The organism is Burkholderia sp. Ac-20384 (assembly GCF_017104605.1).
GTDB lineage: Bacteria > Pseudomonadota > Gammaproteobacteria > Burkholderiales > Burkholderiaceae > Burkholderia > Burkholderia lata.
Window position 1 is genome coordinate 1 of record NZ_JAAGPE010000277.1, and the last position, 12,341, is coordinate 12,341.

Annotated in this window: 12 protein-coding genes; 3 read left to right on the forward strand and 9 right to left on the reverse strand. The window is 66.7% G+C overall.

Annotated elements, in window-relative coordinates:
• The first annotated feature begins 200 nt into the window (after nt 1-200).
• Nucleotides 201-1,073 (forward strand): LysR substrate-binding domain-containing protein, encoded by an 873-nt coding sequence (locus G3O00_RS33535; RefSeq protein WP_174937482.1) that lies wholly within the window; start codon nt 201-203, stop codon nt 1,071-1,073.
• 67 nt (nt 1,074-1,140) lie between these two features.
• On the opposite strand, the gene G3O00_RS33540 is transcribed toward G3O00_RS33535, so the two are convergent.
• The 9 genes from G3O00_RS33540 to G3O00_RS33580 all read right to left on the reverse strand — a co-directional run bounded on the left by G3O00_RS33540 (nt 1,141) and on the right by G3O00_RS33580 (nt 9,091).
• The gene (locus G3O00_RS33540) at nt 1,141-1,476 is read right to left on the reverse strand and encodes a type 1 fimbrial protein (protein ID WP_206145556.1); all 336 of its coding nucleotides are present in this window, start codon (nt 1,474-1,476) and stop codon (nt 1,141-1,143) included.
• A 330-nt stretch (nt 1,477-1,806) separates the two neighbouring features.
• Nucleotides 1,807-2,061, reverse strand: a complete 255-nt coding sequence (locus tag G3O00_RS33545; RefSeq protein WP_011354853.1) for a GlsB/YeaQ/YmgE family stress response membrane protein — start codon at nt 2,059-2,061, stop codon at nt 1,807-1,809.
• Nucleotides 2,062-2,189: 128 nt separating this feature from the next.
• A complete protein-coding gene (locus tag G3O00_RS33550) occupies nt 2,190-2,966 on the reverse strand; it encodes an ABC transporter ATP-binding protein (protein WP_011354854.1) in 777 nt (258 codons plus the stop codon).
• Entirely contained in the window at nt 2,963-3,877 is a 915-nt protein-coding gene (locus G3O00_RS33555; protein WP_206145557.1) for an ABC transporter ATP-binding protein, read from the reverse strand. The genes G3O00_RS33550 and G3O00_RS33555 overlap by 4 nt, the downstream gene beginning before the upstream one ends.
• A 1-nt stretch (nt 3,878) precedes the next feature.
• A complete protein-coding gene (gene nikC, locus G3O00_RS33560) occupies nt 3,879-4,793 on the reverse strand; it encodes a nickel transporter permease (protein WP_011354856.1) in 915 nt (304 codons plus the stop codon).
• A gap of 66 nt (nt 4,794-4,859) precedes the next feature.
• Nucleotides 4,860-5,930 carry an ABC transporter permease gene (locus G3O00_RS33565; protein ID WP_206145558.1) on the reverse strand — a complete coding sequence of 357 codons (1,071 nt, stop codon included), beginning with the start codon at nt 5,928-5,930 and terminating at the stop codon, nt 4,860-4,862.
• A gap of 10 nt (nt 5,931-5,940) precedes the next feature.
• The gene (locus tag G3O00_RS33570) at nt 5,941-7,542 is read right to left on the reverse strand and encodes an ABC transporter substrate-binding protein (RefSeq protein ID WP_206145559.1); all 1,602 of its coding nucleotides are present in this window, start codon (nt 7,540-7,542) and stop codon (nt 5,941-5,943) included.
• A 70-nt stretch (nt 7,543-7,612) separates the two neighbouring features.
• Nucleotides 7,613-8,176, reverse strand: a complete 564-nt coding sequence (gene ddpX / locus G3O00_RS33575) for a D-alanyl-D-alanine dipeptidase (RefSeq protein ID WP_206145560.1) — start codon at nt 8,174-8,176, stop codon at nt 7,613-7,615.
• A gap of 24 nt (nt 8,177-8,200) precedes the next feature.
• The gene (locus G3O00_RS33580; RefSeq protein ID WP_206145561.1) at nt 8,201-9,091 is read right to left on the reverse strand and encodes a MurR/RpiR family transcriptional regulator; all 891 of its coding nucleotides are present in this window, start codon (nt 9,089-9,091) and stop codon (nt 8,201-8,203) included.
• A 563-nt stretch (nt 9,092-9,654) separates the two neighbouring features.
• Here G3O00_RS33580 and G3O00_RS33585 point away from each other — a divergent pair.
• Both G3O00_RS33585 and G3O00_RS33590 read left to right on the forward strand, forming a co-directional pair.
• Complete coding sequence (locus G3O00_RS33585; protein WP_206145562.1) at nt 9,655-10,911, forward strand: oxalate decarboxylase family bicupin; 1,257 nt, start codon at nt 9,655-9,657, stop codon at nt 10,909-10,911.
• Between the two features lie 84 nt (nt 10,912-10,995).
• Entirely contained in the window at nt 10,996-12,303 is a 1,308-nt protein-coding gene (locus tag G3O00_RS33590) for an Nramp family divalent metal transporter (RefSeq protein ID WP_206145563.1), read from the forward strand.
• The last annotated feature ends 38 nt before the right edge of the window (nt 12,304-12,341 follow it).

Below are 12,341 nucleotides of genomic sequence, written 5' to 3' on the forward strand. Positions count from 1 at the left end.
GTTCACGCAGCCGCAGGCCGGTGCGGCGGCCCGCGCGGATGTCGTCGCGTCGGCGGCGCGCATCGTGGCGGGCGCGCTCACCGCGACGGCCTGAGCGTTCCGCGCCTCGCGCAAAGCCGTCGTTTGGCTTATCGTGTCGGACAGCGCGCGCCGGGGTCGGCGCGCGGTCCTTCTGCGCCGTTTTTCCGATTGCCTTTTTCATGCGCCGACTTCCGCCTCTGCACGCGCTGCAGATATTCTCGACGGTGGCTCGCCACCGCAGTTTCACGCGCGCGGCCGAGCAGCTGTGCATCACGCAGGGCGCGGTAAGCCGGCAGATCCAGACGCTCGAGGCGCATTACGGTTTCCCGCTGTTCAAGCGGCATGCAAAGGGCCTCACGCTGACGGCGGAGGGCGAGCAGTTGCTGCCGGTCGTCAACGAGAGCTTCGCGCGGATCGAAGATATTTCGATGAGGCTCACGCGGCAGCGCACCGATCTCGCGCTGAAAGTGCCGACCTGCGTGATGCGCTGGATGCTGCCGCGCATCATGCGCTTCCAGGGCGAGCATCCCGATCTCCACGTGCAGATCACGACCGCGTGGCAGCACGTCGTCGATTTCTCGACCGAGCCGTTCGATGCGGCGGTCGTCTACGGCACGTCGCCGGGCGCCGGCGTGTTCGCGCTGCCGTTGTTCGACGAGCGGCTGACGCCCGTCTGCGCGCCCGAGTTGCGGCAGACGTCGCCGCTCGACACGGTCGGCGATCTCGCGCGTCATACGTTGCTGCATCCGACCCGTGACCATCGCGACTGGCGCGCGTGGCTCGATCACGCAGGCGAGCGCAGCGTCGATCCCGCGCGCGGGCCGACGTTCGACACGCTCGATCTCGCGACGAATGCGGCGATGCAGGGCTTCGGCGTCGCGATCGGCGATGTGACGCTCGTCGACGACGACGTCAGTGCGCGCCGGCTCGAGCGCCCGTTCGACATCGTGCTCGAGACGGGCGCGCGCTATTTCTTCGTCTACCCCGAGAACATCGGCAACCAGCAGAAGATCCGCGCATTCAGCGACTGGATCGCGCGCCATCGCGATTGACCGCCCATCACGCACGTGCGCGGAACCGGCGCGCGGAATCCGTTGGATACCGCGCCGGTGGACGGCTTTACTGGTACGTGACGACGGCGATCATCGGCGCCTGATCGTTGCCCGGACGGTTCGGTAAAACGATTGCGCGCGAGGCCTGAGTAAAGGTCGTGGTCTTGATGGCCTGCTGGCTCGCTGCGTCGACGAACGCGATCTGGCCGGTTGCCGGGCGCGGGCAGTCGGGGCGGACGTGCCCACGGGCGAGATCGGCCGTATCGAGCGCGAACGAGCAGGGCGGCTCGACGATCATGCCGGAGAAGTTGATGATGCCGGACGCGCCGGCGGCAAAGGACGAGGAAGTGGCCAGAAGCGCGGCAGCCAGGACGAACGAGGCGGCGATAGGGCGATGCTTCATGACAGGCTCCAGAGAGGAAGCGCGTCGCAGCGGGGCCGCTCGGGTGGCAGTCCGTCAACGCTGCGTTGCTATATGCGTAAACGGCAAAACGATCGAACCTCTTGAATGAAAAAATCGAAATAATGGCAATCAGCAAACGATTGCGCATTGCTTAAATCAATCTAGACCGAATCTGCGCAACCGCAAGTCAGGGAAATGCCGGGTGGCATAAGATCGAAGGACGAACGGTCGTCGCGACCGTTGTGTGGGCAACGGCCTTGTGCCGCCCGGAAAGCAAAACGGCCGCTCGAGACGAGCGGCCGTTTTGCGTTGGCGCCGAAGGTGCGCCGTTCAGTTCGTGCGCTTGCGTACCGCGCCGACGATCACGAGCAGCACGATCGCGCCGATGATCGACGCGATCCAGCCCGCGCCCTGGCCCGGTGCGTACCAGCCGGCGGCACGGCCGACGTAGCCGGCGACCAGCGAGCCGACGATGCCGAGCACGGTGGTCATCAGGATGCCCATCTTGTCGTCGCCGGGCTTGAGCGCGCGGGCGAGGAGGCCGACGATGAGCCCGACGACCAGGGTTTCGATGAATTGCAGCATGAACGCCTCCCTATTGCGGTTGAGCTGTTGACCAAACGAAGTTGACCCGTGCGGCGCACAAGGGTTCCATGCGCGGCCGCGCGGCGCGTGGCGTGCCGAGTATCGCACGCTGCCGCGGCGCGCATATGTCAGGCTGCCGGCGCGCCCGCCACCGGGTCGAGACGACGGTAGCCTTCGGTCGCGTTCAGCAGCGTGCGCGTGTAGTCACGTGCCACCTGCCCGGCGCGCACGTCCTCGATCCGCAGCAGCTCGACGATCTCGCCATGCTGCATCACCGCGACGCGCTGGCACAGGAAGCCGATCACCGCGAGGTTGTGGCTGACGAGGATCATCGTCAGGTTGCGTTCGCGATGCAGGCGGCGCAGCAGGTTCAGGATCTCCGCCTGCACCGACACGTCGAGCGCGGACGTCGGCTCGTCGAGCAGCAGTACGCGCGGCTCGACGATCAGCGCGCGCGCGATCGCGACGCGCTGCCGCTGGCCGCCCGACAACTGGTGCGGATAGCGAAACCGGAACGCGGGGCCGAGGCCGACCTCGGACAGCGCGCGGGCGATACGCGCATCGGTGTCGCCCATGCCGTGGATCGACAGCGGTTCGCGCAACGTCTGGTCGACCGTGAAGCGCGGATGCAGCGACGCGTACGGATCCTGGAACACCATCTGCACGTGACGCCGAAAGGCACGATCAGGCGTGCCGCCCACCGGCTGGCCGTCGATCGACAGGTTGCCGGATGCGAGCGGCACGAGCCCCGTCAGTGCGCGCAGCAGCGTCGACTTGCCGGAACCCGATTCGCCGACGAGCCCGAACACCTCGCCGTCGCGCACCGCGAAGCTCGCGTCGCGCACGGCGTCGACGTGACCCGTGCGGGTCGGGAAACGGATCGATGCGTGATCGACGTCGATCATCGTGCGGCCTCCTGTCGATCGGCGGGCGTGCCGGCGTGCGACGCGGGCTCGAGCCACGCCGGATCGCGGCGCAGCACGGGCAGTTCGTCCGGCGGGTTCGCGAGCGGCGGATTCGCCGCGAGCAGCCCGCGCGTATAGGGATGGGATGCGTTGCGCAGGTCGCGCGCGGCGCAGGTTTCGACCACGCGGCCCGCGTACATCACCGCGACGCGATCGCAGAACGACATCACGAGCGGCAAATCGTGGCTGATGAACATCAGGCCCGTGCCGTGCCGCGCGATCATCGCGTCGAGCACCGCGAGCACCTGCATCGATACGGCGACGTCGAGTGCGGAGGTCGGCTCGTCGGCGATCAGCAGGCGTGGGCCGGTCGACACCATCATCGCGATCATCACGCGCTGGCCCATGCCGCCCGACAGCTCGTGCGGATACGCATCGGCGACGCGCGCCGGGTCGCGGATCTGCACGGCCGCGAGCGCGTCGACGATCCGCTCGCGCAGCGCGCGGCCGCGCAGGCCCGGCTCGTGCAGCCGGAACGCTTCGCCCATCTGCTGCGCGACGGTCATGACCGGGTTCAGCGAATATTTCGGGTCCTGCAGGATCATGCCCATCTGGCTGCCGCACAGCCGCCGGCGTTCGCCCGGCGACATCGCGAGCAGGTCGTGGCCCGCGAAGCGCATCGTGCGTGCCGACCAGCGCGCCGCGTCGGGCAGCAGGCCGAGCAGCGCGCGGCCGGTCAGCGATTTGCCGGAGCCCGATTCGCCGACGATGCCGAGCCGTTCGCCGGGGGCAAGCGTCAGCGACAGGTCGCGCACCGCATCGGTGACGGTGCCGTCGTGGCCGCGAAAGCCGATCTTCAGGCCGTCGATCTCGCAGAGCGGCGCGGGCGAGGGGGCGGGATTCATCGGCATGTCACGCTCCATGGCGGGGATCGAAGACGTCGCGCAGCCCGTCGCCGAGCAGGTTGAACGCGAGGCTCACGAGCAGGATCGCGCAGCCGGGCAGCGTGGCGACCCACCACGCGTCGAGTAGCACATTGCGGCCCGACGCGACCATGAAGCCCCATTCGGGGCTCGGCGGCTGCGCGCCGAGGCCGAGGAAGCCGAGGCCCGCGACGGTCAGGATGATGCCGGCCATGTCGAGCGTCGCGCGCACGATCACCGACGACATGCACATCGGCATGATGTAGCGCAACAGGATGCGCGGCCCCGACGCGCCCTGCAGCCGCGCGGCATGAATGTAGTCGGCCTGCGCGATGCGGATCGTCTCCGCGCGCGCGAGCCGCGCATACGCGGGCCACGCGGTGATCGAGATCGCGACAACCGCGTTGATCACGCCGGGCCCGAGCGCGGCGGCGAACGCGAGTGCGAGCACGATCTTCGGGAACGCGAGCGCGATGTCGGTGATGCGCATCAGCACGCTGTCGACGAAGCCGCCGCAATAACCGGCCGTCGTGCCGATCAGGAGGCCGATCGGCACGACGATCACGACGACGAGGATGGCGATGCCGAGCGTGAGGCGCGATCCGGCGATCAGCCGCGAAAGAATGTCGCGGCCGAGCTGGTCGGTGCCGAGCCAGTGCGACGCCGAGCCGGGCGGCAGCAGCCGGTCGGACAGCACCTGGCGCAGCGGATCGTGCGGCATGATCAGCGGGCCGATGATCGCGACCACGATCAGTGCGACGAGAATCGCGAGCCCGAACAGGTTGAGCGGATTCGTGGCGAAACGACGCCAGCGTCGGTACGCGAGGCCGAGTGCGGCCTGCGAGCGCGACGCGGGTGCGTCGGACAGCAGCCACGCGCGGAGTGTGAGGCGCTCGGCGTTCATGGTTGGACGACCTTCGGCATGGGCGATGAAAGAAGCAGGGTGGATGCGGTCATGTCGTGGCGGCCCTCAGCGCGCACGCGGATCGAACACGCGGTACAGCGCGTCGGTCAGCAGGTTGACGGTGATGAACATCGCGCCGATCACGAGCGTCGCGCCGAGCACCGCGTTCATGTCGGCGTTCAGCAGCGCGCCGGTCAGGTACGAGCCGAGCCCCGGCCACGCGAACACGATCTCGGTCAGCACCGAGCCTTCGAGCAGGTTGCTGTACGTGAGCGCGATCACGGTGAGCAGCGGCACCATGATGTTGCCGAACGCATGCCGCCAGATCACGCGTCGTTCCGACAAGCCCTTCGCGCGCGCGGTGACGATGTATTCCTGGCTCAACTGGTCGAGCATGAACGAGCGCGTCATCCGGCTCAGGTACGCGACGGAGTAGTAGCCGAGAATCGCGGCCGGCAGCGCGATGTGCGATACGGCGTTGCGGAACACGTCCCACTCGCCCGCGAGCGCCGCGTCGATCAGCAGGCTGCCCGTGCGCGTGTCGACCATCCCGTCGTACACGGGATCGAGCCGGCCGGGCCCGCCGACCCAGTGCAGCCGTGCGTAGAACAGCAGCAGCCCCATCAGCCCGAGCCAGAACACCGGCACCGAATTGCCGACCAGCCCGACGAAGCGCGCGATGTGGTCGATCGGCCGGTTGTGCTTCACGGCGGCCGCGACGCCGAGCGGCACGCCGATCGCGATGCCGATCAGTGTCGCGATCGTCGCCAGCTCGAGCGTGGCCGGGAACACGCGCTTGATGTCGTCGAGCACGGGGTTCGCGGTCAGCAGCGACATGCCGAGATTGCCGTGCAGCACGTCGCGCGCATAGATCAGGAATTGCGTGACGAGCGGCTTGTCGAGGCCGAGCGCGATGCGTTCGGCCGCGTACGCCTCGGCCGATGCGCGATCGCCGAGGATCGCGAGCACGGGATCGATCGGCACCTTGCGGCCGATCACGAACGTCAGCGCGAGCAGCCCCGCGAACGTGACGGCGAGCGTGAGTGCCCAGCGCAGCACGCGCAGTGCCCAGCGTACGGCCGGGTGCCGCGCGGGCAGCGTGCGCAGTGCTTCGAGGGAGGAGGCGGGAGTCGACATGCGGCGAATCTTATTGCTTCTTCAGGTTGCGGTACGACACGAGATCGTTGATCGGCCCGACTTCGAGCCCGCTCACGCCGGGCCGCGTCGCGACCTGCGCGACTTTCTCGAACATGATCACGAACGGCGAGCGCGCAAGCATTTCCTTCTGCATCGCCTGGTACCGTTGCGCGCGTTTCGCGGCGGTCGGTTCGGCGAGCGCCGTGTCGGTTTCCTTCGTCAGTTGCGGGATGTCCCAGCTGTTGCGCCAGGCCAGCATTTTATAGCTCGACTTGTCTGAATTGTCCGGATTCCACGCAAAACCCTGCGCGTTGCTGTGCGGATCGATGTAGTCGGCCGACCATTCGCCGATGTAGATGTCGTGCTGGCGCGCGCGGTATTTCGCGAGCGTCTGCTTGTTGTCGCCGGGGATCAGCTGCACCTTGATGCCGGCTTGCGCGAAGTTCGCCTGCACGGCCTGCGCGATTTCGGTGTACGGATAGTCGTTGCGCACGTCCATCGTCACCGTAAAGCCGTTCGGCACGCCGGCCTTCGCGAGCAGCGCCTTCGCCTTCGCGACGTCCAGCTTGTACGGGTTCGTGTTCAGCGTACCGAGGAAGCCTTCGGGCAGGAAGGTCTGGTGGACCTTGTAGGTTGTCTTCACCACGTTGCCCTGGATGCCCGCATAGTCGACCAGCCACTTCAGCGCTTCCTGCACGTCGGGTTTCGCGAGCGTCGGGTTCTTCGTGTTCAGGCCGAGATACAGCAGCGTCGCCTGCGGCGAGGCCGACACCCTCGCCTTGCCGGATTTCACGACCGACGCCAGATCGTCGGGGCTCAGGTCGCGCGCCGCATCGACGTCGCCGTTCTCCAGCAGCAGGCGCTGGCTCGCGGCTTCGGGCACGTGGCGCAGCACGATGCGCTTCATCGCGAGCGGCAGCCGGTAGCCGTCGAAGCGTTGCAGCACGACGCTGTCGCCGGCCGTCCATTTCACGAGCTTGTAGCCGCCGGAGCCGGCCTCGTTGGTCTTCAGCCATGCGTTGCCGAAGTCGTTGCCCTGCTGGTGCGACAGCAGCAGCTTCTTGTCGACCACCGACGCGGGCCACGAGCCGAGCACGTTCAGCACGAAGGTCGGCGCGTATTTCTGGTCGGTCGTGACCGATACCGTCAGGTCGTCGAGCTTCTTCACGTTGGCGACGACGTTCGCCTTCGAGAGCCCGATGCCGGTCAGCACGGCGGCCGGGCCCTTGTCGAGCAGCACCGCGCGCTGGATCGACCAGGCGACGTCGTCGGCCGTCAGCGGGTTGCCCGAGTGGAACTTGAGGCCGGGGCGCAGCTTGAACGTATAGGTCAGCCCGTCGGTGCTCACCGTCCACGACTGCGCGACGTCGCCGTTGAATTTCGACGGATCGCGCAGGTCGACGCGCACGAGCCGGTCGTACGTATTCGCGACGTATTCCTCCGGCACCAGCTCGTAAATCTCGCCCGGGTCCAGCGTCGTGAATTCGTCGAGCAGCGTGGCCATCACGAACATGTCCTTCGGCGTTTCCGCGCGCGCGGCGGAAAGCGGAACGGCGGCGAGAACGGACGCGGCGGCCAGCGCCGCGACGAGCCGGGATGTCAGCAATTTCATGTGCGCTCCATGTGTCGTTGAAGTCGTTGAGGGCGTCGAACGTGAACGGTGAAGGGAATGCATGTGGCCATCACATCAGGTGCCACGGGCCGCTGTCGGCATTGTCGATCTGCGGCAGCGCGTGCGAGCCCGGCAATTCGTAGTGCCACCACTCGCTGTCGATATGCGCGAAGCCGGCCGCGTGCATCACGCCGAGCAGCAGCAGGCGATTGCGCTGCACGGCTTCGGACAGCCCCGCGTGGAAGTGGCCGGAGGAGGCGACCATCTCGTCGAAGCCGGTGCCCATGTCGAGCGGCTCGCCGTCCGCGCCGACGAGCGTCAGGTCGAGCGCGGTGCCGCGGCTGTGATTCGAGCCGCGGCCGAGATCGGCGATGAAGTTCGGATCGGGCAGGAAATCCCACAGCACCTGCTGCGCCTGCGGCGGCCGGTACGCGTCGTAGATGCGCAGCGTGAAGCCGGCCTGCGCGGCGATGTCGACCGCGCGGCGCAGCGCGGCTTCGGCCGGCTCCAGCAGCAGGCAGTGCGCGCGGCGATAGATCGGCTTGCCGGTCAGGTTGCGGTCGGTCGCGTAGACGAGATCGATGTCGACGCGATGCGTGGCGGGCGTGATTTCAACGAGGCGGTGAGCGTTCATCGGCGGTTCGGAGGGCACTCGCATTCAGGATTCGAATTGATCGAACGTGTGCTGCAGTTCGCGGTTGCGCGCGACGCGCCGGTCGATCGCAGGGCCAAGACGGTCAACCACGGCCGTGATCAGCAGGTTGAACAGGCAGGTGAGCGGCGCGAGCGAATCCCAGAACTGGCCGACGTCGGTCTTTACCTGCAACAGGTCGGCCGGCCAGTCGCGCGCCCACGGGCACGACAGATCCGTGACCAGCGCGAACGGCTGTCCGCGCTCGGCGGCCGCCTGGCAATAGCGGCGCGCGCTGCGCGAATAGGCGCGCGTATCGGTGACGATGCAGTACGGCCGCTCGAATTCGGAGTTCAACGAATCGACGTACGAGCCCGACTGGCCGTCCGAATAGAACACGCGCGGGCGCAGGTATTCGAGGTAGCTGCTGAATGCGTTGCTGATCCCGCGCGTCGACTGGATGCCGAGGATGAACACGGCGTCCGCCTGCGCGATCCGGTCGGCCACCTGCGCGAACACCGGGCCTTCGGCGAGCCGGTACACGTGGCGGATCGCATCGAGCTCGCGCTCGAGCGACGTCGCGAGCGGGCCTTCACTGCCGTTGCTGCCGTTGCCGTCGGGTTCGGACGGTTGCGTGCCGGTGACGCGACGGTATTCGTCGAGCCGGTCGGTGATCATCCACGGGCGGTCGCCGCCGCCGCGCAGCTCGCGCTTCAGGTCGTCAAGGTTGCGATAGCCGACGCTGCGCAGGAAGCGCCCGACCGAGATGCCGCTGGTGCCGGCCTGCTGCGCGATCTGGTCGGCCGTCTCGAGCCCGAGCCGGTCGAGGTTCGCGAGCATGTAGCTCGCGATGCGCTTGGCGGTCGGCGTCAGCTCGGCATAGCGGGATTCGACGGTATGAGCGAACGCACAGGTCATCGGCTGTTAGATCGTTGTCGTCTGATGATCGAATGTCATCCATCTAACAAAACCAAAATCATTCGCGCCAGCGGATAAAAACTATGGTGTGAGGATAGGTGATAGGGTCGAAAGCGGGCTGGGTGGTGCGGGCAGGGGCGTGAGCAGGGCGGGCAAATTATTCCTGTCAGGCATATTTCGCGTTTATGTCTGACAGGAATATTTGGCCAGCAGCGGGTGCTTCGCTTGCCGCAGGAAGCCCTCGACATTTCGGCAAATGTCGGTTTCCGCTCCATTCGATCAGTTATCCAAATCGAATGGATAGCATGACGACCGCGCACGGTTCCACTTCCACCTTCACTTGACGAGACCGATTCGCCTGCGCCCTGCGCCCCGAAGCGCCTGAATAATTACAAAATTAAAGAGAATCAGATTAACTCATTAATTCAGGTTAATAATTCATTTAAGTTTTCATAAAAATTGGATTTAACTTGCGTCACGGGATGTTCGATTTTCGATAATCCGAAAAACGGCATGTGTTCCGTAATGGGAATTCACTCAATCGCTGGAATGAAGAGGAAACCATGACGAATCTTTCTCGACGCAAGATGCTGGCGGGAACGGCTGGCGCCATTGCCGCCGCGGGTATCGCGGTATCGGCCAAGGCTGCCTCGTTCGGTAATCCGGACCGCCCGCCGGAAGGCGCGGTGAATGCGCTCAACCGCCAGAGCCTGACCGACCCGGGGCCTAAAAACCCGGCCATCGCCAATCAATTCCCGTCCTTTCAGGATCCGCCGGCCACTGATATTAACGGGATGCCGTTATTCTGGGCCTCGTTCAATAATGCGCACAAGCGCATTCAAAATGGCGGATGGGCGCGTGAGGTCACGCAGGACGATTTTGCGATTTCTGAAACCATTTCCGGCGTCAACATGCGCCTCACGCGCGGCGGCATTCGCGAGATGCACTGGCACCAGCAGGCCGAGTGGGCCATCATGCTCGACGGCCGCTGCCGGATCACGGTGCTCGACGAACTGGGGCGGCCCTCGGTGCAGGACGTGAAAACCGGCGATCTCTGGTATTTCCCGCCCGGCCTGCCGCATTCGCTGCAGGGCCTCGGCACCGACGGCGCCGAATTCCTGCTCGCGTTCGATAACGGCCGCGCGTCCGAATTCAACACGCTGCTGTTGACCGACTGGATCGCGCACACGCCGCCCGACGTGCTCGCGCTCAACTTCGGCGTGTCGGCCGACGCGTTCAAGAACATTCCGCTCGACAACCTGTGGATCTTCCAGGGCGACGAACCGGGCCCGCTCGCGGAAGCGCAGCGCGCGTCGGCGTCGTCGGCCGGGGCGCCGCCGCATCCGTTCATCTTCTCGCTCGGCGACATGAAGCCGCTCAGGAAGACCCGCGGCGGTGAAGTGCGCATCGCGGACAGCACGAACTTCAACGTGTCGACGACAGTCGCGGCGGCGCTCGTCACCGTGCATCCGGGCGGCATGCGCGAACTGCACTGGCACCCGAACGCGGACGAATGGCAGTACTACCTGCAGGGCGACGCACGGATGACCGTGTTCGACACGGGGCCGAAAGCGCAGACGGCCGACTTCCGCGCGGGCGACGTCGGCTACGTGAAGAAGAGCCTCGGGCACTACGTGCAGAACACCGGCAATACCGACCTGGTGTTCCTCGAGATCTTCAAGACCGACCGCTATGCGGAAGTGTCGCTGTCCGACTGGCTCGCGCATACGCCGCCGCAGCTCGTCGAAGCGCACCTGAACGTCGCGCCGGACGTGATCGCGCAGTTTCCGCGCAACCGTCCCGACGTCGTGCCGCTGTAACGCTGCCGCCGTGGCCGGCAGGCGGCATGCCGGCCGCGGCGCCCGACCTTCAGGAAGCCTTCCTCATTCGAACGGAACCTCACCATGATTCCCGTCACGAGCAAACCTGCCGGCGGCTTCGCGCTGCCGGGCCTGTCCACCGCGCACACCGACGGTGCCGCGCGCGCAGCACTGGAAGGGCGCCGCACCGGCGTCGCCGCGCTGCTGCCGTTCGTCGGCCCGGCCGTGATCGCGTCGATCGGCTACATGGACCCCGGCAACTTCGCGACCAACATCCAGGCCGGCGCCGCGTACGGCTACCGCCTGCTGTGGGTCGTGCTGGCCGCGAACGCGATCGCGATGTTGTTCCAGGCAATGTCGGCGAAGCTCGGCATCGTGACCGGCCGCAATCTTGCCGAGTTGTGCCGTGACCGTTTCCCCGCACCGGTCGTGTGGGGCATGTGGATCGCGTCCGAGATCGCCGCGATGGCGACCGATCTCGCCGAATTCCTCGGCGGCGCGCTCGCATTCGGGTTGCTGTTCCACCTGTCGCTGTTCATGGGGATGATCGCGACCGCGCTCGCGACCTGCGCGATCCTCGCGCTCGAAAAGCGCGGCTTCCGGCCGCTGGAAGCCGCGATCGCCGCGCTGGTCGGCGTGATCGGCGCGTGCTATCTCGGCGAGCTGCTGATCGCGCCGCAGGACTGGCACGCGGCCGCGTTCCACCTGGTCGTCCCGCAGATTCCGGATCACGCGGCGCTGACGATCGCGGTCGGGATCATCGGCGCGACGATCATGCCGCACACGCTGCATCTGCATTCGGGGCTCACGCAGGACCGCACCGCACCGCGCGACGACGCGGAGCGGCGGCGGCTCGTGCGTTTCTCGAACCGCGAGGTCGTCGTCGCGCTCGGACTGGCCGGGTTCGTGAATCTCGCGATGGTGATGATGGCGTCGTCGGCGTTTCACGCGAGCGCGCCGGGCCTGACCGACATCGGCGACGCGTATCACACGCTGATCCCGGTGCTCGGGCCGGCGGCCGGCGCGCTGTTTCTCGTCGCGCTGCTGACGTCGGGCGTGTCGAGTTCGGTGGTCGGCACGATGGCCGGGCAGGTCGTGATGCAGGGCTTCATCCACCGTCGCATGCCGGTCTGGGTGCGGCGCGCGGTGACGATCGTGCCTGCGTTCGCGGTGGTTGCGTTCGGCTGCGACGTCACGCGTGCGATGGTCGCGAGCCAGGTCGTGCTGAGCTTCGTGCTGCCGCTGCCGATGATTACGCTGCTGATGCTGTCGGCGCGCGCGGACGTGATGGGCGCCTACGCGATGCGGCTGCCGCTGCGGATCGTTGCCGGGGCGGCGACGGTCGTGATCGTCGGGTTGAATGTGTACCTGGTGTGGGCGGCCTTCAATTGACCGGCAGCAGGCCGGCAGCCTACTGCTGCATGTCCGGC